Source organism: Ensifer sp. ENS11 (genome assembly GCF_014851895.1).
GTDB lineage: Bacteria > Pseudomonadota > Alphaproteobacteria > Rhizobiales > Rhizobiaceae > Ensifer > Ensifer canadensis.
In genome coordinates this window covers 252,842-276,662 of sequence record NZ_JACVAN010000002.1, presented here as the reverse complement: position 1 = coordinate 276,662, position 23,821 = coordinate 252,842, and the positions used below count along the sequence as shown (strand labels likewise).

Sequence of the window (23,821 nt, the reverse complement as noted above, 5' to 3'; positions counted from 1 at the left end):
TTAATCTCCTAAAGCTTCTTGATTAAGCGCGGTCTTCGCGCGGACGACGCGGGCGGTCTTCGCGGTCGCCACGGTCCGGACGCGGACCACGGTCACCGAAGCCACGCTCCGGACGGTCGCCATCGCGGCGCGGACGGTCGTCGCGGTCGCGCTTCTGCATCATGGCAGACGGGCCTTCTTCGTGCTTCTCGACGGCAATCGTCATGTAGCGCAGGACGTCTTCGTTGATGCGCATCTGGCGCTCGATTTCATGAACGGCCGCTGCCGGAGCATCGATGTCCATGAGAACGTAGTGAGCCTTGCGGTTCTTCTTGATGCGGTAGGTGAGGGACTTGAGGCCCCAGTTCTCGACGCGACCGACCTTGCCGCCGTTTGCTTCGAGCACGCCCTTGTACTGCTCGACGAGACCGTCGACCTGCTGCGGCGTGATGTCCTGGCGGGCCAGGAATACGTGTTCATAAAGAGCCATTGTGGCTTACCTTTCTTGCGTTAATCAGCCCGGACATCGGCGGCTAAGCCTCAACGACTGTTCTTATTGGCTGACAGGCAGCCGGCAAGAAAGTGTTGTATCGAGACGGTCGAGAGCGGAGACACGGGAGGCCGGAAAGACTTGCAATCCTAACGGCTCCCCTCGAGGAAGCCGGCCCTCCGTTCAGCCACCAGCCAGAAGACCGGGCATTTCGAACAGCGCGCTTATACGCATATTTCATCGAAAGGCAAGGCTTGCGCGGTCTTTTCGCCACGCTTTGCCCTTTAAGCGGCTCCCTTGAGCTTCTTCCACTGGCGCAAACGACCTCGCGCATTGGCATAGGGCGAGGACGTGTTGAACTGGATCATCCGGCCGAGCGGCCATTTGCCGTACCACGCCTGTCCGTAGAGGGTCTGATCGTCACGCGCCTCGATCAGTGCGACCAATGCGTCCTTGCTGGCCGCGAGGCGAGACAGGAGTTCCGAAGGCGGGAGCGCTCGGTAGTCGCCGTAGAATTTCTGCGCGAGACGACCGAGCTCGTTCCACTTGTACCCCGTTTCCGGAAAGTCGACCGGCAGACCTTGCTCGTCCCATTCGATCCATTTGACCACCAGTTCGCCCCAACCGGTGAGGTAGGCGACGAGGTCGCCGACGCTCATCATCGTGCCCTTGGCGTGTCCATCGAGCGATGGTTCGGCGAATCCCGCCGGCGGAATGCCATCGAGTTCGCGCTCGAGCTTGGCGAATTCGGTCTCGATGGCGTTCAGCAATTCCGCTTTCGTCTGGGGCACGGCCATCTGCTGTTTCGCGCTCAGATCGGCATCGGATAGAGCCGGTGCAGGCGACGAATGCCGTTCATGACATCCTGCGACAGCGTCATTCCGGCAGCGCCGAGATCCGTCTTCAACTGATCCATCGAGGTTGCGCCGATGATGACGGACGCCATGAACGGGCGGGCGAGGCAGAAGGCGATCGCCAGTTGCGACGGGTCGATCCCGTGTTCGCGGGCAAGCGCCACGTAGCCGGCGACGGCCGGTTCCTGGTGTGGCGTGAAGCGACCGCCGAGATCGCCGTTGATCGCAAGGCGCGACCCAGTCGGCCTGGCGCCGTCAAGATACTTGCCGGTCAACAGGCCGGCGGCGAGCGGCGAATAGGCGAGCAGCCCGACGTCCTCGTGGTGTGAGAGTTCGGCAAGGTCGAGGTCGTAGGCCCTATAGAGAAGATTGTATTCGTTCTGGATCGAGGCAACGCGCGGCAGCCCGTGCCGCTCCGCCATGTCGATCAGCTTCATCGTGCCCCAGGCGGTGTCGTTGGACAGGCCGATCGCGCGTACCTTGCCTGCCTTCACCACGTCGCCGAGCTTTTCGAGGATAGCCTTCAGGTCGGCGGCCACATGGGCCTTGTTCTGCTTGGCGGGCTCATAAGACCAGGCGTTGCGGAAATGGTAGTGGCCGCGGTTCGGCCAGTGGATCTGGTAGAGATCGATGTATTCGGTCTTCAGCCGCTTGAGGCTGGCGTCGACCGCCTCGCCGATGCCCTCAGGGGTGATCGGGCCGCCGTTGCGGATGTAGGGGCGGCCGGAGCCAGCGACCTTGGTGGCGACAACGACGTCGTCACGGCGGCCGCGCTCGCCCAGCCACTCGCCGATGATGCGCTCGGTATTGCCGTAGGTTTTGGCGGAAAGCGGGGTCGTCGGGTAGAGTTCGGCGGTGTCGATGAAGTTCACGCCTTTGTCGAACGCATAGTCGAGTTGTTCGTGCGCCTCAGCCTCGGAATTCTGAGAGCCCCAGGTCATTGTGCCCAGGCAGATTTCGGAAACCTTGATGCCGGTCCGGCCAAGCGTGTTGTAACGCATGCAGTGATGGTCCTTGTGAAAGGCGAGCCTCGACCCGGGAGGAAAGGGGTGCCCGCGGCAGAATTGGGTGAAGGCCGCAAGCCCAGGGGACGGTCGATCGGGCAGGGCGGCGATGCGCGGCAAACTTACGCCTTGATTGGCGAAGATCAAGGGCAAAAGGCCGGCTGAAGCCCGCAAAGCCGGGCCCGCGCGCTTGACTCGCCGGTCAGGAATGTGAATGGAGAGGAAAACCAGGGAAGGGACAATCCCATGAGTATTGCATTCACGTTTCCGGGCCAGGGCAGCCAGGCTGTCGGCATGGGCAAGGATCTGGCGGACGCGTTTCCGGAAGCAGCGGCAGTGTTTGCCGAGGTCGACGACGCGCTCGGCGAAAAACTCTCCGAGATCATGTGGAACGGCCCCGAGGAAACGCTGACGCTGACGGCGAACGCCCAGCCGGCGCTGATGGCGGTATCGATGGCGGTGATCCGTGTGCTCGAAGCCAAAGGCCTCGATCTGAAGAGCAAAGTCTCGTTCGTGGCCGGACATTCGCTCGGCGAATATTCGGCGCTCTGTGCCGCCGGAACCTTCTCGATCGCCGACACCGCGCGCCTGCTGCGCATCCGTGGCAACGCCATGCAGGCGGCCGTGCCCGTTGGCAAGGGCGCGATGGCGGCCATCATCGGTCTTGAGCATGCGGACGTCGACGCGATCTGCCGCGAAGCTTCTGCTCTCGGCTCCTGCCAGATCGCCAACGACAATGGCGGCGGTCAGCTGGTGATCTCCGGCGAGAAGGCGGCCGTCGAAAAGGCTGCGGCACTTGCATCCGAAAAAGGCGCCAAGCGCGCGCTGATGCTGCCGGTCTCTGCGCCCTTCCATTCGAGCCTGATGGCGCCTGCCGCCGAGGCAATGCGTGAAGCGCTTGCCAAGGTCGAAAAGCACAATCCGTCCGTGCCCGTTATCGCCAACGTCCTGGCCGCTCCCGTCAGCAACGCCGAAGAGATTGCGCGCCTTCTCGTCGAGCAGGTCACCGGCCAGGTTCGCTGGCGCGAGACGGTGGAATGGTTCGCCGCCAACAACGTCACGACGCTTTATGAAGTGGGCTCCGGCAAGGTTCTTACCGGGCTTGCCCGCCGGATCGACAAGTCAGTCACCGGTATTACTGTCAACACGCCTGCCGATATCGACACCGCGCTCTCGGCGCTTCTGGCCTGAGTGCTCCAGTTATAAGGAATCAATCCGATGTTCGATCTTTCCGGCCGTAAGGCTCTTGTAACCGGTGCATCCGGTGGTATCGGCGAAGAAATCGCCCGCATGCTGCACGCTCAGGGCGCAATCGTCGGCCTTCACGGCACGCGCGTCGAAAAGCTCGAGGCGCTTGCCAACGAACTCGGCGAGCGTGTCCAGCTGTTCCCGGCCAATCTTTCCGATCGCGCCGAAGTCAAGGCGCTCGGCGAAAAGGCCGAGGCTGAACTGGGCGGCGTCGACATTCTCGTCAACAATGCCGGCATCACCAAGGACGGCCTTTTTGTTCGTATGAGCGACGTCGACTGGGACAATGTTCTGGAGGTCAACCTGACCGCCGTGTTCCGCCTGACCCGCGAGCTGACCCATCCGATGATGCGCCGCCGCTTCGGCCGTATCGTCAACATCACGTCGATCGTCGGCGTCACCGGCAATCCCGGCCAGGCCAACTACTGCGCCTCGAAGGCCGGCATGATCGGCTTTTCGAAGTCGCTCGCCCAGGAAATCGCCACCCGCAATGTCACGGTCAACTGCGTTGCGCCCGGCTTCATCGAGAGCGCCATGACCGGCAAGCTGAACGACAAGCAGAAGGAAGGCATCATGGGAGCGATCCCGATGAGGCGCATGGGCACCGGTGCCGAGATTGCATCTGCCGTCGTTTATCTCGCTTCGAACGAGGCAGGCTATGTCACCGGCCAGACCATACACGTCAACGGCGGCATGGCAATGATCTGACGAGGTGTCCGGGGCCTGCATGCCACGCACGCGAAACGGGCGTGATCTTGGCCTGCAATGCTCCGGCACACCACCGGCCAAATGCCTGAAATTCAATGTTGAGCAAGCGATTGTCAGGCATTTTCGCACTTTGCGGCAGACTTAAACCGTGTTAATCGGGCCATGACTGTTAGCAGTCGACCGGCCCCGCCAGGTGTCCGGCAGCCTTGGCTGCCTTGGGTTTGCCGCGGTTCTGGTTGGATGGATTGCCCGTTGGACCGTCTTGGTCTATCAGGCTTATTGAGAGTACCGGTGCCAGAAAGGCGCCCAGAGAAACGAAGGTCGAGGAACTCCGACATGAGCGATATCGCAGAACGCGTAAAGAAAATTGTTATTGATCATCTTGGCGTCGACGCCGAAAAGGTCAGCGAAGGCGCAAGCTTTATCGATGACCTCGGCGCGGACTCGCTCGACACCGTCGAACTGGTCATGGCATTCGAAGAAGAATTCGGCGTCGAAATCCCGGATGATGCCGCGGATTCGATCCTGACTGTCGGCGACGCCGTCAAGTTCATCGAAAAAGCTCAGGCCTGATCTTTTGCGATCAAGCCATTGGCGGGCCGCGTTCAGCGGCCCGTAATCAGCCCAGGGGAAGTGGGCTGTCTCGCGCTGGGCGCGGGTTTTCGATCAGCAAAGCGGTCCCGCATTTCCCTCTGATCGTTGCTACAAGAACTTAAAATGGATGCACGGATCGGGTTCGTCACGCGTGGTCCGATCCGGCTCTGAAATTGAACAGTCAGGGTGGGTCGCGGACTATGAGACGTGTCGTTATCACCGGTACCGGCATGGTATCTCCCTTGGGTTGCGGAACCGAGGCAACTTGGGCGCGCCTGATCGCGGGCGACAATGCTGCGCGCAAGGTCACGGAATTCGAAGTCGAAGATCTGCCCGCGAAGATCGCGTGCCGCATTCCGTTCGGCGATGGCTCGAACAACACCTTCAATGCCGACGACTGGATGGAGCCGAAGGAGCAACGCAAGGTTGACCCCTTCATCGTCTATGCGATGGCCGCTGCCGACATGGCGCTGGCCGATGCCGGCTGGAAGCCCGAAAACGACGAAGACCAGATTGCAACCGGCGTCCTGATCGGTTCGGGCATCGGCGGTCTCGAAGGCATTGTCGAAGGCGGCTATACGCTGCGCGACAAGGGGCCTCGGCGCATTTCGCCCTTCTTCATTCCCGGCCGTCTGATCAACCTTGCCTCGGGTCAGGTCTCGATCCGCCACAAGCTGCGTGGTCCCAATCACTCTGTGGTCACCGCCTGTTCGACCGGCGCCCACGCCATCGGCGACGCAGGCCGCCTGATCGCGCTCGGCGATGCCGACGTCATGGTTGCCGGTGGCGCCGAATCGCCGATCTGCCGTATCTCTTTGGCCGGCTTTGCCGCCTGCAAGGCGCTATCCACGCAGCACAATGATGATCCGCAGAAGGCATCGCGTCCCTATGATGTCGACCGCGACGGCTTCGTCATGGGCGAGGGTGCCGGCATTGTGATCCTTGAAGAGCTGGAACACGCCAAGGCGCGCGGCGCCAAGATCTATGCTGAAGTCGCCGGCTACGGTCTCTCTGGCGATGCTTACCACATTACCGCGCCGTCCGAGGATGGCGACGGTGCCTACCGCTGCATGCAGATGGCGCTGAAGCGCGCCGGCCTGACGGCGGCAGACGTCGACTACATCAACGCCCATGGCACATCGACGATGGCCGACACGATCGAGCTTGGCGCCGTCGAGCGGCTGGTCGGCGAGCATGCCTCGAAGATCTCCATGTCGTCGACCAAATCGGCGATCGGCCACCTGCTGGGCGCCGCCGGCGCTGTGGAAGCGATCTTCTCGGCGCTGGCGATTCGCGACGGCGTCGCACCGCCGACGCTGAACCTCGACAATCCCTCCGTCGAGACCAAGATCGATCTCGTACCGCATGTTGCGCGCCAGCGCGAAATCAACGTCGCGCTGTCGAATTCCTTCGGCTTCGGCGGCACGAACGCTTCGCTGGTTCTGCGCCGCTACACCGGCGTTTGATATTGCCGAATTATCAACGGGGCGATGCATGTCACTGGCCCGTTGATCCTGCTTTTGCCGCATTGCTCGCTACAAGCATGTAGCAGGAGGACGTGTCGGCCCTTTTCAGGGATTGGCGCTGCCTGACGGCTATGTTCGCGCAAGGCACATCTGACAGTTTGTTGTATCGCTATTGCCGGGCGCATGCTGGCTGTCTTCGAGCGAAAACGCCGTTGACCGGCGGGTGCGCCGAGACCATTTATTCCACTGCCAATCCAAGGGGATGGCTGCGGCTCAAACGTTTTGTTTTATACCTGCCACGGTCCAGGCCGAAATTCGCACCGCGGCAGCTAGAATGAGGATGCGAATTTCGGGTTCGGGACAATCGTGAGCGACTCAAACGAGAACGGCGCGGCGCAATTCGGCCGCAGCGACACCGGGAACAACGGGCCGATCATTCCGAAATCGGCCAGCGAAGCCTTGCGCCCCGAGAAGGCGCCGCAGCCGCCTACGAAGCGTTCGCGCAAGGCGCGCAGCCAGGTCGTGATCTTCCTGAATTTCGTCATGACCGTTATCGTCTTCGTCGCGCTCGCAGCGGCCGGTACCGTCTATTATGCGATGCATCAGTACGAAAAAGCAGGCCCGCTCGAAGCCAACAAGAACTTCATCGTCAGAAGCGGCGCCGGTATCAGCGAGATCGCCAGCGGCCTCGAGCGTGGCAACATCATCACCGATGGCCGCGTCTTCCGGTTCGTCTCGGAGGCTTATCTGGACAACGACACACTGAAGGCCGGCGAGTACGAGATCAAGGCTGGATCATCGATGCAGGAGATCATGCAGCTCCTGAAATCCGGCAAGTCCATTCTCTATTCCGTGTCGCTGCCGGAAGGTCTGACCGTCAAGCAGATGTTCCATCGCTTGTCCGATGACGAAGTCCTCGTCGGCGACCTGCCGCAGGAGCTGCCTGCCGAAGGTTCGCTGAAGCCTGACACCTACAAGTTTACGCGCGGCACCAAGCGCGTCGAAATCGTCCAGCAGATGGCGGCTGCCCAGAAGGCGCTTGTCGACCAGATCTGGGAAAAGCGCGATCCGAACCTCCCGGTCTCGACTGTCGAGGAGTTCGTGACGCTTGCGTCGATCGTGGAGAAGGAAACCGGACGCGCCGACGAGCGCCCGCGTGTTGCCTCGGTCTTCATCAACCGGCTCGACAAGGGCATGCGCCTTCAGTCCGATCCGACGATCATCTACGGCATTTTCGGCGGTGACGGGAAACCGGCGGACCGGCCGATCCTGAAGTCGGACCTCGATAAGGATACGCCCTACAATACCTATATCATCAAGGGCCTGCCGCCGACGGCGATCGCCAACCCGGGCCGCGCCGCACTTGAAGCCGTTGCCAATCCGTCGCGCACACCGGAACTCTACTTCGTGGCCGACGGCACGGGCGGCCACGTCTTTGCCGTGACATTGGATGAACACAACGCCAATGTTCGCCGCTGGCGCAAGGTCGAAGCCGAAAAGGCAGCCGAAGCGGCAAAGGCCGCCCAGGACGCGGCAACGACGGCACAGCCTCAGTAACAACGGCCTGCATTGTGGACGGACTTGTCACGGCGCGGATATCCCTTGCGGGATACCGCGCCGTCGCCTTATTGCTTTTCCAGAAAATGCCACGGAGGTGAGGATGCCACTCCAATCGATGACCGGCTTTGCCCGGAGAGAAGGCAGCAGCGGCCGGCATCGCTGGGCCTGGGAATTGCGCTCCGTCAACGGCAAGGGCCTCGATGTCAGGCTTCGCCTGCCGCAGGGACTTGAGCGGTTCGAGCCGGATGTGCGCCGGCTCACTGCAGAATTTTTCTCAAGAGGCAATCTGCAGATCAGCCTGTCCGTCAGTGGAGCGGAGAGCGCTGTCGAAGCGGTGGTGAACCAGGCGGCGCTGACGGCTGTCCTGACCTTGCGCGAACAGCTCGGAGACCTCGTCGATCCCGCACCGCTCAAGTTCGACACGCTGCTGGCGATCCGAGGCATTGTCGACTTCCGTGAGCCCGAGGAGAGTGAAGCGCAACGCGCGTCCCTCGACGACGATATCATGACGGGCCTCAAGCTTGCTCTCAGCGATCTGCGCAGCATGCGCGCCGAAGAGGGCGGGGCGCTCTGTCAGATCCTGCTGGCGCAGGTCGGCAGCATCGAAGCACTGACGGCAACAGTCGAGAATGATCCCTCGCGCAGCCCGGGGGCAATTGCCGAAAGGCTGGCGCAGCAGGTGGCGCTGGTGATGGGCAGCGGCTCTTCGCTCGATCGCGACCGGCTGCATGCCGAAGTGGCACTGCTTGCGACCAAGGCCGATTTGAGAGAGGAGCTGGACAGGCTTGGCTCTCATATTGTCGCTGCCCGCGACCTCTTGTCGAAAGGCGGGCCGGTCGGCCGCAAGCTTGATTTCCTGGCACAGGAATTTAACCGCGAATCGAATACGATCTGTTCCAAATCGAATGCGGCAGTGGTCTCCGCCGCCGGCATCGAGTTGAAAGTGGTGATCGATCAGTTCCGCGAACAGGTTCAAAATCTGGAGTAACGCATGAAACCGGCGACCCCTTCGCCCATCAAGATCGCCCGCCGCGGGCTGATGCTGGTCATTTCCTCACCCTCGGGTGCGGGAAAGTCGACGATCGCGCGCAATCTGCTGGAAGCCGATCCCGATATGAGCATTTCGGTAAGCGTGACCACGCGTCAGCGCCGTCCGAGCGAAATTGATGGACGGCACTATCACTTCAAGTCTATCCGCGAGTTCGAAGCATTGCGGGCGACCGACTCGCTGCTGGAATGGGCTGAGGTTCACGGCAATTTCTACGGCACACCGCGCGACGCCGTCGAAGCGGCGATGGCTGCAGGCCGCGACATGCTTTTCGATATCGACTGGCAGGGCGCACAGCAGCTTCAGGAGAAGATGGCCGGCGACGTCGTCTCGATCTTCATCCTGCCGCCGTCGATGGCCGAGCTGCAATCGCGGCTGCATCGTCGCGCCGAGGACAGCGAGGAAGTGATCGCCACGCGTCTGGCCAATTCACGTGCAGAAATCGAGCACTGGCGCGAGTACGACTATATCGTTCTCAACGACGATCTCGACCGCGCCTTCTCGGCGGTACGCGCCATCGTCGAGGCCGAGCGCCTGCGCCGAGATCGCCGCCCGGGCCTGTTCGAATTCGTCAATGGACTTCTGACGGAAAACCCGTTCTGACCGGAGGCATGGCCGGCAATGCCGGCCATCCGTAGATATTGCTATCGCGGGTACGTTTGCCGCTCCCGCAAAGCCGCAGCGCCCTTTCGGGCGACATGCGCTAGAGCGTTTCCGGTTTAAGCGGAGTCGCAGAAACGCTCTATCTCCTTGTTTTTATGCATTTCCTGACGGAAAACCGCTTCGCACTTTTCCTGGAAATGCTCTAGAGGCAGTTTGCCAGCCGACAGAATTCTTCCACGGAGAGCGTTTCGGCGCGCCGCTGTGGATTGATGTCGGCTTTTGCCAGCAGCGTTTCGCCACCAAGCGGCTTCAGGCTCTGGCGGAGCATCTTGCGGCGCTGGCCGAAGGCGGCGTGCGTCACTTTCTCCAAAGACGACACCGCGCAGGGGATCGGATTGGCGACCGGCTCCAGATGCACGACCGAGGATGTCACCTTGGGCGGGGGCGTGAAGGCCTGCGGCGGCACGTCGAAGGCCATGCGGGCGTTCGTTCGCCAGCCACACAGAACCCCCAGACGCCCGTAATGATCGTCGTCAGCGTCGGCCACGATCCTCAAGCCTACCTCGCGCTGAAACATCAGTGTCAGCGACTGCCAGAAGGGCGGCCATGTCTTTGGCAGCAGCCAATTGACCAGAAGCTGCGTGCCGACATTATAGGGCAGGTTGGCGATGATCTTGACCGGGCCACCACCGGTGATCTCCTCAAAGTCAATCTTGAGCGCGTCACCCTCGATGACATCGAGACGGTTCGGATAGTGGCCGGAGATTTCGGCAAGCGCCGGCAGGCAGCGCGCGTCCCTTTCGATCGCCACTACCTTCTTTGCGCCAAGTGCTAGGATTGCTCGCGTCAGGCCGCCCGGGCCTGGGCCGACTTCGATGACTGTCACGTCCTCGAGCGGGCCGGCCGTCCGGGCAATCTTCTGTGTGAGATTGAGATCGAGCAGGAAGTTCTGCCCGAGCGCCTTCTTGGCGTCGAGGCCATGGCGTTGGATGACATCCCGAAGCGGCGGGAGCCCGTCGAGAGCGGCCATCAGACGATAACTCCTGCGGTATTGTTGGAAAGTTCTGCCGCGAGCTTCAAGGCTGCGAGCAGGCTGTCGTCCCTGGCAATGCCCTTTCCGGCGAGGCTGAAGGCGGTGCCATGATCGGGCGACGTGCGGATGAAGGGGAGGCCGAGCGTGACATTGACGCTATCGTCGAAACCAAGTGCCTTGGCGGGGATGAGCGCCTGGTCGTGATACATGCAGATCGCCACGTCATAGGTCGCACGCGCGCGGTCGTGAAACATCGTATCGGCGGGCAGAGGCCCGGTTGCATCGATGCCTTCGGCGCGCAGCCGTTCGACGACCGGACGGATAATGGCATCGTCTTCGGCGCCCAGCGCTCCACCTTCGCCGGCGTGGGGATTGAGCCCGGCGAGTGCCAGCTTCGGCCTGTCGAGGCCGAAGCGCGTGCGAAGATCCGCCGCGGTAATGGTGCAGGTTCGATAGATCAGATCTGCCGTGAGCTGGGCGGGCACGTCTTTCAGCGGGATGTGGATGGTCACCGGCACGGCACGAAGCTTGGGGCCGGCCAACATCATCACCGGCAACAGGGGCTCGCCGGTGGCCTTCTCCGCGAGATCAGCAAGGTATTCGGTATGGCCGGGGAAGCGGAAGCCGGCTTCGTAGAGCACGGCCTTGGCGATCGGGTTCGTGACGACGGCTGAAGCCTCGCCATCCATGACCAGCTGTACCGCTGTGTCAATCGACCCCGTTACGGCCGGAGCGTTGGCAGAATCGGCCTCGCCAGCAATGACGGGAGAAGGGCAGCGCACCGGCAGAACGGGCAAGGCGTCGGCAAAAATGGAGACGGCATCCCGGCAATCGGTCTCGCGGATCGCAACCGTATGCCCGAGCAATGCTGCCCGCGCCGCGAGAACTGTGGGGTCACCGATGAAAAGGAATGGCGGGGTCGCGCGTTCACGGCGGCCAAGCCAGGTGGTCAGGCTAAGGTCGAGTCCGATCCCGGCAGGATCGCCCATGGTCAGGGCAAGGGGCCCGCCGGTCGTGTCACGCATTTTTGCCCGCTGATCTTACTTGTTGACGATCTGCGCCTTCTTGCGCAGTTCTTCGAGGTACTTTTCGCTGTTCGGGTCTTCACCGCCGGCCTTCTTCTTGCCGATGTCCTCGGCGCGGAAGACGATTTCGGCTGCGGTGTCGTCATTGACCTGGCGCTTCTTGCAGATCGCCAGGAATTCGACGCCCTTTTCGGTCACGCGTGTTCCCGTCGTGTTGCCGTCGCCGGCCTTCTCGACGAGCGGCTTCCACTCGTCCGGCAACTGCTGGACAAGCATGCGGCCGAGATCGCGGATAGAAACGTCACGGTAGTTTGCCGCGAAAACCTTGGCGGTATCGCATCCCGGGAACTGACCACGCGCTGCGTTGGCTTCCGCCTGACGCTTGCCGGTGATGGCGCCGCGCTTCTTCTCCGGAATGACGAAGATGACCTGCTTGAGATAGTATTCCGTTGTGACCGGCTTGGTGCCTCCGCCTTCCATCATGCGCTTGACGAGATCAGCGCCTTGCAGGCGACTTGAGTTGCCGAAACGGAAGTTGACGGCGCGAGGCCAGCTCATCTGCACCGCGATGAACTGCTTGAAATGGTCGGAACCAACGCCGGCTTGATCGAGAATCTTGCCGAGCTGCTCCGGCGAGAGCTTGTTGCCGGCTGCAAAGCGCGCATAGGCCGCGTCCACGTCCTGCGTACTGACCGACTGGCCGATCCGCGCGATCTCGCCACGCTTAAGCACCTCGTCGACGAGCTGCTTCTTGGCTTCTTCTGCGCCACCAGCCTGGCGTTGCAGGCGAAGGAAGGCGACGCGCTTGGCAACGTCGCCGGAGGTGATCACGGTGTTGTTGACCGTTACCGTCACCTGGCTTGCAGCTTGCGCGCTGGCGCAAACGGCAATGCTCAGGCTGCCGGCCAAAGCCAGTGCCGAAAGCGTCCTCAAGATCGACATTTTCCCGCCCATCATCTTTTCCTGTCCTTCGCGCGGGCGAAGCCTGGTGCTTCGATCCGCAGCCCGGCTCACGCCGTTGTTCTATCTTGTCGGAGGGAATGCATAATACATGCGGCCAAACGATGACAAGACCGTTTGGCCGGCCCGACAGCGGGCAGAGGGGCAAACATGTGGCGAATGCCCCTCGGATCGAAGCGTATCAATAGTAGTCCAGCTCTTCGAACTTCGTGTCGCCGACATTGACGTCGCCAAGCGTACGGAAGCTGATGCGGGCGCCGATCGACCAGTCGTTCGCAATCGTGTTGTCGGTATCGCGTTCCTGCTTGTAGACGAGCGAGAACAGCGTGTCTTGATCGTCATAGGTGATGCCGAAGCCATTGCGCGAGATGACATCGTTGTTGATGTCGTAGGTTATCGCGCCGAAGACGGACCAGTAATCGTGGAACCTGTAGGCCGCCGCGGTCTGGATTTCGTCCTGGTTGTCGAGCGAGCCGTAAAGCGGCTGCGCCTCGATGCGCGTATAGGTCATTGCCGCCTGCCAGGTAAGGCCAAGATACCCCACGGTGGCATCGGCGCGACGCAGCGCCAGGTCCTCTTCATCGAGACGGCCGGAAAGGCTGGCCATAAGGCCAGACGGCGCATCGACACCGAACATGGCGACGTAGTCGGACCGTGTGCTCTCGAGGCCCGAATTCGCTCCCGCCTGGACCAAGTCTTCCGTTGCGAACGAGTTCAAACCGCCAAGCTGGTAGGATTGGCCGACGATGCCGCGCAAGCCGTAGCCGCTGTCGAATGTCCCGGTATAGCGAAGACCGACGTTGGCGCGCGTGCCGCCTTCGATGCGGTCGAAGCCGGAGTACTTGTCGCGATCAAACAGGTTCGTCGCGTCGAAGACAAAGCTCTGCGCATCTTCGTTTGGCAGGCCACCGGGATGCTGCTCGTCGGGACGGGCATAGATCTGGGCGATCGGCTCAAGTACGTGGCTGCTGTTGTCGCCGACGAAGAGGATCGGATAGCGCGCTTCGAGGCCCGCCGTCAGCATCCGCCGCGTCGCGGCGTCGCTGTTGTCATAATCCCCGGCATAACCAGGCCCCGGATCCGTCATGTTCAGGCCGAGCGCATCACCGCGCGCGGCAAGCAACGGCGTCAGCACGAACCCGCCCGGAGCAATGTAGGTACGCTTCCATTCGAGTTCGGCCGTGAGGCGGTGCGACGTGCCCTCGAGACCTAGGTACCTGTTGACGTCTGGAACGGCGTCAAGGTCAAGCCGGTTTCGCTTGATGTTGGTGAGGTTCACCGTCGCCGAAAGTTCGCCTCCCAATACCGGCTCTGGCGCCTTGTAGGAATAATCCAGAACCTGCGCGGTAGGCTGCTGGTTTTCAGCGATGCTGTTCGGATCTGCGTCCTGGATATCGAAATAGAAGGCGCGCAGGTCGAAGAAGTTCCGCTTGCCAAGCCCGGTCAGATACGCCTGGTTGACGTAGGTCGTTCCGTCGAAAGTCGACAGTTCGTAGGTCTTGGCGAAGTTGTTGTCGGATTGGACGAGGACGTTCCAGCCGAAGCTCCAGCGCGGATTGATCTCGAATACGCCCCTGGAAGCGACCATGCCGCGGTTCGTTTCAAGCGCGTCGACCGTACCAGGCGTGAAGCGGCTCTTGTCGAGCTGGCTGATGCCGGCGAAGCGCAAGGTGTGAAGGCCGTTGTGGAAGCTCTGGCGAAACTCGCCTTCGAGCAGGAAGCCTTGGCGGCTCAGGCCCGTCACGGTGGCGGTCGCGTCCATATAGGGCGAGATCGCCCAATAGTAGGGGACGCCCACGCCTGCGCCGAGCTTCTGTGTGTACTGAAACTGCGGGAACAGGAAGCCGCTCTTGCGCTTGACCGTATGATCAGGCAGTTCCATCACCGGAATATAGGCGATGGGCTTGCCAAAAAGCTCGAAACGGGCGTTTTCCAGCCGTACCGTCCGCGTACGTCCATTCTGGACGACGCGCTGGGCCTTGATGTGCCACAGCGAACGGTGATCGGGCTTCGTCGTGCAGGGCGTGCACGCGGTGTAAACGGCCTCGTTGAGGATGAATTCTTCGCCGTTCCGCCGTTCGCCGCTGGTCGCAGCAAGCCGTGTCAGATCGGTCGTCTCTATCCGCAAGGCATCAATGAAGCCGTTGCCGAAGTCATCGGTGACGTCCATCTTTTCGGCATAGACGACATTGCCGCCCGGCTCGATCAACTGGATTTCACCGGTGGCATGAATGCGGCCCGATTTCTGGTCGTATTCGACCTGTCGGGCCACCATCTTGTAGCCGCCGTAATCGATCTGCACGTTGCCGCGCAAGATGACCTTTTCGGCGTCCTTGTTATAGACAAGCTCATTGGCGGACAGAAGCAGCTTGGCATCTTCCGGCATGTTCGGGCGCAGCGAATCAAGGCGCTCCGACGTCTGCTGCGCGAGCGCGGGTGCACTCATTCCCATGGCAAGTGTCTGCAGCGCCACTCCTGCGAGCAGGGCAGCGTTGATCAGCTTTGTACGTTTGCGGTTGCCTACCGCCACTAGCCATCCTCCTGATTTAAAAGAATCGTCGAGCCCAGCGCCATCGCTACAACAACTGGCAACCAGGCTGCAACGAAGGGAGGTACAATACCGCTGCTCCCGAATGCTTTGACAAGCACGGTGACGACATAAAGCACGAAGCCCGACAGGATTCCACCGAGAATCACCGAGCGCGATTGGTTGAACCGGCTAAATTTCAGCGACACGCACGCAGCGATCAGCGTCATGGCGACAAGCAGCAGCGGCAGTGACAACAGGGAGTGGAATTGGGTTTCCATGCCGTTTGTGGAAAAGCCGAAGGAGCGCGCCACCTCGATCTTCCGCGGAAGGTCGAAAAACTGAATGGAATCAGCCTTTGCAAGCCTTTCCTGAACAAACTCTGGCTTCAGATTCGTGCGGAGTTGTGCCGTTTGCAGACGGCGAGGCAGCTGTCCGCTGCTTGTTTCCGTTACGCCATTAAGAAGCCAGTAACCATCTTCGAGTTTAGCGGAGGCGGCATCCTGTCTCAGAATGATCGAACCCTGTGGATCAAAGTGGATGACGGTGACGTTCAGAAGTGTGGTGCCGCCATCCTGAACCGAGCGTGCGCCGATGATCGTATCGGTGCCTTCATAGATCTGTCGCAGCCAGGGAATCGAGCCGGCATCCGAGGTGCGCGATGACCCGAGGGCAGCAAGCAGGGTCTCTTCCTTCTTCGTGCCCCAGGCTGCGAGCGGGTTTAGCGCAAGCACGGCGAGTACGCCGAACAGGAAGGCGCCAAGCACGAACGGGCGCAGGAACTGCCACACCGAAATGCCCGCGGCGCGGGTAACCACGAGCTCGTAGCGGCGGTTGAGCGAGATCAGAGCCGCCATCGCCGAGAAGAGTGCCACGAAGGGCACGGTTTGTTGCAGGATGGTCGGGATCCGGAACGCGCTGATCAGCAACGCGCCGGTGACCGAATAATGCGGAAGGTTGGACAGGCGGCTCGCCTGTTCGCTGAAGTCGATGATGAAGACCAGCGAAAAAATGCCGACCAGAAACCAGAAGGTCGTGACAGCATAACGGGTCAGAAAGTAGCGGCCGAGTGTGGTGAAAATCATGATGCGTTGCTCCCGTCAGATGAGGGGCGCACGAGGCGAAGGCGAACCATCAGCTCGGACAGCTTTTCCTGCCAGGTCATCGGAATGTCGAGACGCCGGTTGCTGGCGAGTTGGTGAATGGCGAGCGCTCCGGTCGCAAGGGGCACGATATACATCAACGGAACGAACCAGACGGAATCCTCGGCGCTGTTGCCCGCATAGAACGTCATCCATCGGATGACGAGGGCAGAGCCGAGTGCGCTGACCATCGGATGGACGCGCGCCTCGCGGTGCGAGCGTGCATCACTGCAGAAGACAAGCGCGATCAGGCCGAACACCAGCGGGAACGTCCATTCCGTCAGGCGGCGGTGCAGTTCGGCGGTGAAGGCAAGCGGGTTGCCCTGGTAGACAGAATCATTGGGATCCGGATTGAAAAGATTGGGAAGGTCGCGATCCTTGGCGCGTATCGTCGCTTCGCGGGTCGCCTTCGTCATGTCGGCCAGATCGAAGGCGTAGGAATCGAATTTGATGATCGACACGCCGCCGTCCGGCAGTTTGCGTTGGACTTCGCCGTCCTTCATGACCAGCGCCGAGCTTTTCTCGTCCACGGCACCTTCGCGCGCATAATAGACGAGCTCGAAAGCCGGGTTGCGCGAATCGGCAACGAAAATCCCCTCAAGCACACCACCGCCGCGCCGGCCGCCAACCTGGACATAGAGGCCGTCAGTAATCTTGCGGAAGGCGTTCTCCTGGACGACCGAGGAAAGCAGGTCGGCGTTGGCCGTTGCTAGCATCTTGCGCACAGCGACGCGCGAATAGGGCTCGACAAAATTGTCGACCACGAACGACAGGACGCTAAGGCCAGCGGCGAGATAGATGATCGGCCGGATGATGGTCATGCGCGAGCTTCCGGCCGCGTTCAGCACCGTCAGCTCCGAATCGGTATTCATCGTCGTGAGCGTCTGGGTTACGCCGATCACCAGGGCGAAAGGCAGAATGATCGGCACGACCGACGGCAGAATGAGCGTTGCCAGCTTCAGGAAGGCGAAGACGGACTGCCCGCTATCGGTAACCAGGTTGACGTTGGTCAGGGCCTGCGTCGTCCACACGATGCCGAGCAACGGCAAAAGCGTAGCGAGGAACATGGTCAGGGCACGCCGGAAAATGTAGCGTTCGATCAGCTTCATGTCCGTTTCCGGTCCAAATCCATGCTCATGTTTCTGTGCCGCACCGCCGCATCGAAACGCCTGTTGCTGCCGCCGCCATCAGCGGGAACCGAGCTTCCGTCTCACGTCCGGCGCTGCTCAAATCGTAAAGCAACTGGGATAATTTAAGACGAAGAACCTCGGTTAACCGCATGTAAACATCTGCGGGCATCTTGCCAAGCCGTTGAAAAGCGAGAAGGGTGCCGACCACAGCTTTGACGGTGGTAGACGCAGCGAATGTTTGTCACTGTCACCCCCCGGTAACAGGGCGGGTCGTGTAAGACCGAAAAATGCCCGGAGTTTTGTAATGTCTATGAAATTTGAGTTCACCTTCGCCAAGTCCCATCGCCCGGCGGGTGGTGTTGCGGTCCTCCTGAAAGCCGCCGCAGGACAGGCGGCGGGCGCCGATGTCGCCGATCCGGAAGGCGTGCTGGCCAAGGCGGCGAAGGTCAAGAAGTTCAGCGGCAAGGCATTCTCCACCCTCGATATCATTGCCCCGCATGGCTCGCCCGCGGACCGGATCGTGGTTCTTGGTCTTGGTGACACCGATGCATTGACCGATCACGATTGGCTGAAGGCAGGCGGCGCGGCAGCCGCAAAATTGCGTGGAGCCGACAAGGCCACGATCTTCATCGACGTCCCCGACCTCGATGTCACCGGCAAGGCGGCGGCCGACTTTGCGCTCGGCATGGAAATGAACGCCTACAGCTTCGACGGTTACAAGACGAAGAAAGCGGACGACGATGCCAAGCCGGCAGGCAAGCCGGTCAAGGTGACGATCGTTACCGGCGCGGTGATTGCAGCGAAGAAGGCTTTTGCGACGGCGCAGGCGGTCGGCGAGGGCGTATTTCTCGCCCGCGACCTGGTCAACGAGCCGGCAAACGTCCTCGGTCCGCTGGAGTTCGCCGCCAAGGCGAAGGAGCTGGAAAAGCTCGGCGTCGAGGTGGAAATCCTCACCGAAAAGGAAATGAAGAAGCTTGGAATGGGTGCGTTGCTCGGCGTTGCCCAGGGCTCGACGCGTCCGCCGCGGCTGGTCGTGATGCAGTGGAAGGGCGGCAAGTCCAAGGATCGCCCGGTCGCCTTCGTCGGCAAGGGCGTCGTGTTCGACAGCGGCGGCATTTCGATCAAGCCCGCGGCCGGCATGGAAGAGATGAAGGGCGACATGGGTGGTGCTGCCGCCGTCACCGGCTTGATGCACGTGTTCGCTGCCCGTCACGCCAAGGTCAACGTCGTCGGCATCATCGGGCTTGTGGAAAACATGCCGGATGGCAGCGCACAACGCCCAGGCGACATCGTCACCTCGATGTCAGGGCAGACGATCGAGGTCATCAACACCGATGCCGAGGGACGTCTCGTTCTGTGCGATGCACTTTGGTATTGCAACGACCGCTTCAAGCCGCAGGCCATGATCGACCTTGCGACGCTGACAGGCGCCATCATGGTTGCGCTCGCGACCCATCACGCCGGCCTGTTTTCGAATGATGACCGCCTGGCCGGCCAGCTGTTGGCCGCCGGCATTGCCACGCAGGAGCGCCTCTGGCGCATGCCGCTCGGCAAGGAATACGACAAGATGATCGACAGCAAGTTTGCCGACATGAAAAACACCGGCGGACGTCATGGCGGCGCGATTACGGCGGCGCAGTTTCTGCAGCGTTTCGTCAAGGATACGCCCTGGGCGCATCTCGATGTCGCCGGAACCGCCATGGGCTCGCCGACCGACGAAGTCAATCAATCCTGGGGCTCCGGCTTCGGCGTTCGCCTGCTCGATGAGCTGGTCCGCGCGAGCTATGAGTCCTGAGCGGCATCGTGAGCCGCGGTGAAGGTCGTGGAGAGATCGGTGTGATCGAGGTCCTTTTCTATCACCTGACGGAATCGAAGCTCGAGGACGCACTTCCACCGCTGCTCGATAAAAGCGTCGAGCGCGGCTGGAGGGTGGTGGTGCAGACGGTCGATGCCGAGAGGCGCGATGCGCTCGATACGCATCTCTGGGTTTACAGGGACGAAAGTTTCCTGCCGCACGGGACAGATGCCGGGGAACTCGCTGCCGAGCAGCCGGTTCTCCTGGTGGCGGACGATGGCAATCACAATGCCGCAACCGTTCGCTTCGTCGTCGACGGTGCCAACCCGCCACCGGTCGATACTTACGAGCGGATCGTCTTCATGTTCGACGGCTACGACCAGGAACAGCTCGAAGCCGCTCGCGGTCACTGGAAGCGGCTGAAGGGTGAGGGCCACAACCTCACCTATTGGCAACAGAACCGTGACGGACGCTGGGAAAAGAAGGCCTGAGCGACGCAAGAACGGCTTCAAGAAGACAAAGCCCGCGGCAAACCGCGGGTTTTGTTTTTCGATCCTGTCCGGACGCCTAGTCGTGGAAGGCTTCGACGAATTTGCGTCGGCCGAGCATGAAGGCATCGGCGACATGGCGCAGCGGCGCCAGATCGACGTCCGACGTCTTGGCCCTGATGATTTCGGCGAAGCGCTTGTAGAGCATCGGATATTCCTGCTCCGGCTCCTCATGCACAATCTTGCCGTCGACCGAGAGCTTTGCGCCACCTTCCGAAAGCACCATTTCGCCTGATGCGGTCTGCGCGACGATGTCCCAACTCTGTTTACCGGTCTGGCGCCAGTCGAACTCTGCCGAAACCGCCAGCTTGTTCGCGTCGGTGAAGGCGATCGTGGCGGCGATCGGGGCGTCGCGGTTCTCCGGGAATTCCAGCGTGGCTGCGGTTATGAACAGCGGCCGTGGCAGGATATGCGTTACGATCGACAGCGCATTGATACCCGGATCGAAGATACCGAGGCCACCGGCCGCCCAGATCCATTCCTGATTCGGATGCCAGTGCCGCACGTCCTCCTTCCAGATGATCTTCACATCGTGGATTGCGGTCGCGGTGAGAAACGACTTCGCTGCCTCTACTGCCGGTGCATAGCGCGAATGCCAGCTTGCAAACAGTGACAGCCCCTTAGATGCAGCCAGAGCCTCCAGATCCGCGACTTCGCTCAATGTGGCGCCTGGCGGTTTTTCGAGGAAGACATGTTTGCCGGCCTCAAGGGCCGTGCGCGCGGCCTCATACCGGTATTGCGGTGGCATGCAGAGCGATACCGCGTCGATTGCGGGAACGGCCTCCAGCATCGCTTCGATCGACTTGAAATTATCGATGCCATCGACGGTGCCGTGGCGGCTCGCCGCAGCAATCAGGTGGTAGTCGTCGTTCTTGGCAATGGCCGGCAGGTGCTGGTCACGAACGATCTTGCCGACGCCGACAAGCGCGATTTGAATTGGAGGCATGGTGTTTCGCTCATATTAGTATGATTTATTGTCGGTTCTTGTAGCAGATTGCGCGGCGCGGGCAAGCACTGCCGAAGAGACGCGAGCCCGGTTTGCTGAACGCCAAACAAACGGCAACGGACCCATTCTTTCTGGCCTCCTGTGCCCTACAGCGCCGCGCGTCTTATCAGACGCGCAAAGGTCGCTGTAGCACTTTGAATTGCTGCATGTTTTTATCCTTAAATCGAATAGGATTTAAGGAGCATGCAGTAGCTTCTACAATCCATGATGCCAATCCACATGTGCAGCAAACGCGACACGCGCGGTGACCGGCAGAACGAGGAGAGATTATGCACCACGAAATCCGCCATGCCAGCCGCCACGAACTCGATGCCATCATCGATTGGGCGGCCCGCGAAGGCTGGAACCCGGGGCTCGACGATGCGGCGGCATTCTGGGCGGCGGATCCGGAAGGATACTGGGTGACGGAGCGCGAGGACAAGCTCGCAGCCGCCATATCGCTGGTGCGCTACGACGAGAACTATGCCTTCCTTGGCTTCTACATAACGGCACCGGATTTCCGCCGGCAGGGTATCGGCGGCCAGATGTGGCAGCACGCCTTGGCGGCGGCGGGACAACGCATTGTCGGTCTCGACGGTGTCGTTGCCGAGCAGGAGAACTACCGGCGGTCTGGCTTCGTTCTCGCCCACGCCAATATCCGCTATGGCGGCATCGTCGACGCGGTCGAGCCTCCGGGTACGGACCTGGTGGAGGTTGCGCCGATCCACATGCCGATGCTGATCGACTACGACCGTCGCTTCATGCCAGCCCGGCGCGACACTTTTCTCACCGAATGGCTGAGACCGGGCCGTACGCGACGAAGCGTCGTGCTGCTCCGGGACGGTGCGATTGCCGGCTACGGCACCTTGCGCGCCTGCCGGCAGGGCTACAGGATCGGTCCGCTCTTTTCCGAAAGCGAGACGGCAGCCGACCTGGTGTTTCGAAAGCTGGCTGCGACGGTGAAGGGCGAGGAGATCCACCTGGACATTCCCGAGCCGAATGCCTCGGCGCGTGCGCTCTGCGAGCGCTACAACATGAAACCGGTTTTCGAAACGGCGCGGATGTATCGAGGCGTCGTGCCCGATCTGCCGCTCGCCCGCATCTACGGCATCACCACCTTCGAACTCGGCTGACCGGCGACGTGCCGGGACAGCCATTTCGAAAGTGTCGGATCAGATGGCCATCGCCTCTTCGTACTCGGACGAGAGCTCGAGCCATTGTTCCTCGGCATGCGCAAGTTTGTCGACTGCGTCGGAGCGTTCCTTGGCCTTCTGCGCGGCCTTCGCCGGCGACTTTTCGTAAAGCGTTGGGTCGGCGAGTTCAGCGTCGAGCGCTTGAATCACTTTCTCCAGCTTTCCCGTCAGCGATTCGATTTCGTTGATCTTTTTTCTGAGAGGTGCCAGCGATGCGCGCTTGTCCGCGTTGGCCTTGCGCTGGTCCGCCTTTGACAGGGAATCGTCCGCTCCGGCTGCCTTGGGTTTGTCCTCCTTGGCCTTAGGGCCGCCGACGATCAGGCTCCGATAGTCTTCCAGGTCGCCGTCGTAGCTCGTCACCGTTCCGTCCCGCACGAGCCACAGCCGGTCGGCGGTCGCCTCGATCAGGTGGCGGTCGTGCGAGATCAGGATCACGGCGCCGGAATAGTCGTTGAGCGCGGTGATCAACGCATTGCGGCTGTCGATATCCAGATGGTTGGTCGGCTCGTCGAGGATCAGCAGGTTGGGCGCGTCGAAGGCAGCCAGCCCCATCAGCAGGCGTGCTTTCTCGCCGCCCGAGAGGTCCTTGGCAGGCGTTTCCATCTTCTCGGTCGCCAGGCCCATCTGCGCCACGCGGGCGCGCACCTTGGCTTCCGGTGTTTCCGGCATGCGACGACGCACATGTTCGACGGCGCTTTGGGTCGGGATCAGATCATCCAGCTGGTGCTGCGCGAAGAAGCCGACCTTGAGGTTCGGCGCGATCTTCAACTCGCCGAATTCTGGCGCCAGCCGCCCGGAGATGAACTTGGCGAAGGTCGACTTGCCGTTGCCGTTCGAGCCGAGCAGCGCGATGCGATCATCGGTGTCAATCCGCAGGTTGAGGCGCTTGAGGATCGGGTTGCCGGGCTCGTATCCGACGGTTCCGCCGGTGACGGCGATAATCGGCGATGCGGCCTCTTTCTCCGGCTCTGGGAAGGAGAAGCCCTGAACGTGATCCTCGATCACGGCCGCAATCGTACCCATGCGCTCCAGTGCCTTGACGCGGCTCTGCGCCTGGCGGGCCTTGGTGGCCTTGGCCTTGAAGCGGTCGATGAAGCTCTGGAGGTGCTTTCGCGCCGCGTCGTTCTTGGCCTTCGCCTTCATCTGCAACTCGTCGGCTTCCGCCTTCTGTCGCTCGAACTGGTCGTAAGGCCCGCGATAGTAGGCGAGCTTCTTCTGGTCGAGATGCACGATGGCGTTGACCGCCGTGTTCAACAGATCGCGGTCGTGGCTGATGATGATGACGGTGTGCGGATAGCGGCGAATGTAATCTTCGAGCCAGAGCGTACCTTCGAGGTCGAGATAGTTGGTCGGCTCGTCGAGCAGCAGCAGGTCCGGCTCGGAGAAGAGAACGCCTGCGAGCGCCACGCGCATCCGCCAACCGCCGGAGAAGGAGGAGGCAGGGCGCAGCTGCGCTTCGTGATCGAAGCCGAGGCCGGCGAGAATGCTCGCCGCACGCGCCTCCGCCGAGTGGGCGCCGATATCGGCGAGCCGGGTCTGGATTTCTGCAATACGGTGCGGGTCGGTCGCGGTCTCCGCCTCGGCGACCAGCGCCGTGCGTTCCTTGTCCGCCTTGAGCACGATCTCGATCAGCGGTTCCTCGGTGCCGGGCGCTTCCTGTGCGACCTGGCCGATCCGCGCATTCTTGGGCAGCGAAATTGTGCCGGCTTCCGAAGCGAACTCACCGGTAATGATACGGAACAGCGTCGACTTGCCGGCACCGTTTCGTCCGACTAGCCCGGCCTTCGTGCCCGCCGGAAGCGTCACGGATGCGTTTTCGATGAGGAGACGGCCCGCGATGCGGGCGGAAAGGCCGGAAATCTGGATCATTGCGGCCTTTTGCCCGGACTTGAGCCGGAAGGCAAGAGGTGCGTCGCGACTGCAGTTTCG

General features: G+C 61.4%; 21 protein-coding genes. 10 read left to right on the top strand and 11 right to left on the bottom strand.

Annotated features, from left to right (window positions below; genetic code table 11):
• Window positions 1-22: 22 nt before the first annotated feature.
• The 3 genes from rpsF to IB264_RS05390 form a co-directional block, all read right to left on the bottom strand.
• Complete coding sequence (rpsF, locus tag IB264_RS05400) at window positions 23-469, bottom strand: 30S ribosomal protein S6 (RefSeq protein ID WP_025426449.1); 447 nt, start codon at window positions 467-469, stop codon at window positions 23-25.
• A 284-nt stretch (window positions 470-753) separates the two neighbouring features.
• Entirely contained in the window at window positions 754-1,266 is a 513-nt protein-coding gene (locus IB264_RS05395; RefSeq protein WP_025426450.1) for a ClbS/DfsB family four-helix bundle protein, read from the bottom strand.
• Between the two features lie 14 nt (window positions 1,267-1,280).
• Window positions 1,281-2,324 (bottom strand): aldo/keto reductase, encoded by a 1,044-nt coding sequence (locus IB264_RS05390; protein WP_025426451.1) that lies wholly within the window; start codon window positions 2,322-2,324, stop codon window positions 1,281-1,283.
• A gap of 249 nt (window positions 2,325-2,573) precedes the next feature.
• Between IB264_RS05390 and fabD the strand changes: the two genes are divergently transcribed.
• From fabD to gmk, 7 genes are all read left to right on the top strand, one after another.
• The gene (gene fabD, locus IB264_RS05385; protein WP_025426452.1) at window positions 2,574-3,518 is read left to right on the top strand and encodes an ACP S-malonyltransferase; all 945 of its coding nucleotides are present in this window, start codon (window positions 2,574-2,576) and stop codon (window positions 3,516-3,518) included.
• Window positions 3,519-3,545: 27 nt separating this feature from the next.
• Window positions 3,546-4,283, top strand: a complete 738-nt coding sequence (fabG, locus tag IB264_RS05380) for a 3-oxoacyl-[acyl-carrier-protein] reductase (RefSeq protein ID WP_025426453.1) — start codon at window positions 3,546-3,548, stop codon at window positions 4,281-4,283.
• Between the two features lie 336 nt (window positions 4,284-4,619).
• The gene (locus IB264_RS05375) at window positions 4,620-4,856 is read left to right on the top strand and encodes an acyl carrier protein (RefSeq protein ID WP_003531676.1); all 237 of its coding nucleotides are present in this window, start codon (window positions 4,620-4,622) and stop codon (window positions 4,854-4,856) included.
• Between the two features lie 221 nt (window positions 4,857-5,077).
• Window positions 5,078-6,343: a beta-ketoacyl-ACP synthase II gene (fabF, locus tag IB264_RS05370; protein ID WP_025426454.1), complete on the top strand. Its 1,266-nt coding sequence runs from the start codon at window positions 5,078-5,080 to the stop codon at window positions 6,341-6,343.
• A 366-nt stretch (window positions 6,344-6,709) separates the two neighbouring features.
• Window positions 6,710-7,900 carry an endolytic transglycosylase MltG gene (gene mltG, locus IB264_RS05365; RefSeq protein ID WP_025426455.1) on the top strand — a complete coding sequence of 397 codons (1,191 nt, stop codon included), beginning with the start codon at window positions 6,710-6,712 and terminating at the stop codon, window positions 7,898-7,900.
• Window positions 7,901-8,003: 103 nt separating this feature from the next.
• Window positions 8,004-8,891 carry a YicC/YloC family endoribonuclease gene (locus IB264_RS05360; protein WP_025426456.1) on the top strand — a complete coding sequence of 296 codons (888 nt, stop codon included), beginning with the start codon at window positions 8,004-8,006 and terminating at the stop codon, window positions 8,889-8,891.
• A 3-nt stretch (window positions 8,892-8,894) separates the two neighbouring features.
• Window positions 8,895-9,554: a guanylate kinase gene (gene gmk, locus IB264_RS05355; RefSeq protein ID WP_025426457.1), complete on the top strand. Its 660-nt coding sequence runs from the start codon at window positions 8,895-8,897 to the stop codon at window positions 9,552-9,554.
• Window positions 9,555-9,756: 202 nt separating this feature from the next.
• Here the strand turns inward: gmk and rsmA are convergent, their stop codons facing one another.
• From rsmA to lptF, 6 genes are all read right to left on the bottom strand, one after another.
• The gene (gene rsmA / locus IB264_RS05350; protein WP_025426458.1) at window positions 9,757-10,584 is read right to left on the bottom strand and encodes a 16S rRNA (adenine(1518)-N(6)/adenine(1519)-N(6))-dimethyltransferase RsmA; all 828 of its coding nucleotides are present in this window, start codon (window positions 10,582-10,584) and stop codon (window positions 9,757-9,759) included.
• The gene (gene pdxA / locus IB264_RS05345; protein ID WP_025426459.1) at window positions 10,584-11,612 is read right to left on the bottom strand and encodes a 4-hydroxythreonine-4-phosphate dehydrogenase PdxA; all 1,029 of its coding nucleotides are present in this window, start codon (window positions 11,610-11,612) and stop codon (window positions 10,584-10,586) included. Before pdxA ends, rsmA begins: the two co-directional genes overlap by 1 nt.
• 15 nt (window positions 11,613-11,627) lie before the next feature.
• Window positions 11,628-12,569: a peptidylprolyl isomerase gene (locus tag IB264_RS05340; protein ID WP_025426460.1), complete on the bottom strand. Its 942-nt coding sequence runs from the start codon at window positions 12,567-12,569 to the stop codon at window positions 11,628-11,630.
• A gap of 184 nt (window positions 12,570-12,753) precedes the next feature.
• Entirely contained in the window at window positions 12,754-15,102 is a 2,349-nt protein-coding gene (locus IB264_RS05335; protein WP_192433206.1) for an LPS-assembly protein LptD, read from the bottom strand.
• Complete coding sequence (gene lptG, locus IB264_RS05330; protein WP_025426462.1) at window positions 15,102-16,184, bottom strand: LPS export ABC transporter permease LptG; 1,083 nt, start codon at window positions 16,182-16,184, stop codon at window positions 15,102-15,104. The genes IB264_RS05335 and lptG overlap by 1 nt, the downstream gene beginning before the upstream one ends.
• On the bottom strand, window positions 16,181-17,350 hold the full coding sequence (lptF, locus tag IB264_RS05325; protein WP_025426463.1) for an LPS export ABC transporter permease LptF: 1,170 nt from the start codon (window positions 17,348-17,350) through the stop codon (window positions 16,181-16,183). Before lptF ends, lptG begins: the two co-directional genes overlap by 4 nt.
• A 325-nt stretch (window positions 17,351-17,675) precedes the next feature.
• Between lptF and IB264_RS05320 the strand changes: the two genes are divergently transcribed.
• Window positions 17,676-19,166, top strand: a complete 1,491-nt coding sequence (locus tag IB264_RS05320) for a leucyl aminopeptidase (RefSeq protein ID WP_192433204.1) — start codon at window positions 17,676-17,678, stop codon at window positions 19,164-19,166.
• Window positions 19,167-19,207: 41 nt separating this feature from the next.
• Window positions 19,208-19,657, top strand: coding sequence for a DNA polymerase III subunit chi (locus IB264_RS05315; protein ID WP_025426465.1), 450 nt, complete (start codon window positions 19,208-19,210; stop codon window positions 19,655-19,657).
• A gap of 76 nt (window positions 19,658-19,733) precedes the next feature.
• Here IB264_RS05315 and IB264_RS05310 read toward each other — a convergent pair whose 3' ends face one another.
• The gene (locus tag IB264_RS05310) at window positions 19,734-20,660 is read right to left on the bottom strand and encodes a Gfo/Idh/MocA family protein (protein WP_025426466.1); all 927 of its coding nucleotides are present in this window, start codon (window positions 20,658-20,660) and stop codon (window positions 19,734-19,736) included.
• 329 nt (window positions 20,661-20,989) lie between these two features.
• Here IB264_RS05310 and IB264_RS05305 point away from each other — a divergent pair, with 329 nt between their 5' ends.
• On the top strand, window positions 20,990-21,832 hold the full coding sequence (locus tag IB264_RS05305; RefSeq protein WP_025426467.1) for a GNAT family N-acetyltransferase: 843 nt from the start codon (window positions 20,990-20,992) through the stop codon (window positions 21,830-21,832).
• A 39-nt stretch (window positions 21,833-21,871) separates the two neighbouring features.
• On the opposite strand, the gene IB264_RS05300 is transcribed toward IB264_RS05305, so the two are convergent.
• Window positions 21,872-23,761, bottom strand: a complete 1,890-nt coding sequence (locus tag IB264_RS05300; protein WP_025426468.1) for an ABC-F family ATP-binding cassette domain-containing protein — start codon at window positions 23,759-23,761, stop codon at window positions 21,872-21,874.
• Between the last annotated feature and the right edge of the window lie 60 nt (window positions 23,762-23,821).

Excerpts from the sequence above, each read along its gene's own strand:
- rpsF (WP_025426449.1), bottom strand. The coding sequence starts at position 469 with ATGGCTCTTTATGAACACGTATTCCTGGCCCGCCAGGACATCACGCCG.
- IB264_RS05395 (WP_025426450.1), bottom strand. The coding sequence starts at position 1,266 with ATGGCCGTGCCCCAGACGAAAGCGGAATTGCTGAACGCCATCGAGACC.
- IB264_RS05390 (WP_025426451.1), bottom strand. The coding sequence starts at position 2,324 with ATGCGTTACAACACGCTTGGCCGGACCGGCATCAAGGTTTCCGAAATC.
- fabD (WP_025426452.1), top strand. The coding sequence starts at position 2,574 with ATGAGTATTGCATTCACGTTTCCGGGCCAGGGCAGCCAGGCTGTCGGC.
- fabG (WP_025426453.1), top strand. The coding sequence starts at position 3,546 with ATGTTCGATCTTTCCGGCCGTAAGGCTCTTGTAACCGGTGCATCCGGT.
- IB264_RS05375 (WP_003531676.1), top strand. The coding sequence starts at position 4,620 with ATGAGCGATATCGCAGAACGCGTAAAGAAAATTGTTATTGATCATCTT.
- fabF (WP_025426454.1), top strand. The coding sequence starts at position 5,078 with ATGAGACGTGTCGTTATCACCGGTACCGGCATGGTATCTCCCTTGGGT.
- IB264_RS05360 (WP_025426456.1), top strand. The coding sequence starts at position 8,004 with ATGCCACTCCAATCGATGACCGGCTTTGCCCGGAGAGAAGGCAGCAGC.
- gmk (WP_025426457.1), top strand. The coding sequence starts at position 8,895 with ATGAAACCGGCGACCCCTTCGCCCATCAAGATCGCCCGCCGCGGGCTG.
- rsmA (WP_025426458.1), bottom strand. The coding sequence starts at position 10,584 with ATGGCCGCTCTCGACGGGCTCCCGCCGCTTCGGGATGTCATCCAACGC.
- pdxA (WP_025426459.1), bottom strand. The coding sequence starts at position 11,612 with ATGCGTGACACGACCGGCGGGCCCCTTGCCCTGACCATGGGCGATCCT.
- IB264_RS05340 (WP_025426460.1), bottom strand. The coding sequence starts at position 12,569 with ATGATGGGCGGGAAAATGTCGATCTTGAGGACGCTTTCGGCACTGGCT.
- lptG (WP_025426462.1), bottom strand. The coding sequence starts at position 16,184 with ATGATTTTCACCACACTCGGCCGCTACTTTCTGACCCGTTATGCTGTC.
- lptF (WP_025426463.1), bottom strand. The coding sequence starts at position 17,350 with ATGAAGCTGATCGAACGCTACATTTTCCGGCGTGCCCTGACCATGTTC.
- IB264_RS05320 (WP_192433204.1), top strand. The coding sequence starts at position 17,676 with ATGTCTATGAAATTTGAGTTCACCTTCGCCAAGTCCCATCGCCCGGCG.
- IB264_RS05310 (WP_025426466.1), bottom strand. The coding sequence starts at position 20,660 with ATGCCTCCAATTCAAATCGCGCTTGTCGGCGTCGGCAAGATCGTTCGT.
- IB264_RS05305 (WP_025426467.1), top strand. The coding sequence starts at position 20,990 with ATGCACCACGAAATCCGCCATGCCAGCCGCCACGAACTCGATGCCATC.
- IB264_RS05300 (WP_025426468.1), bottom strand. The coding sequence starts at position 23,761 with ATGATCCAGATTTCCGGCCTTTCCGCCCGCATCGCGGGCCGTCTCCTC.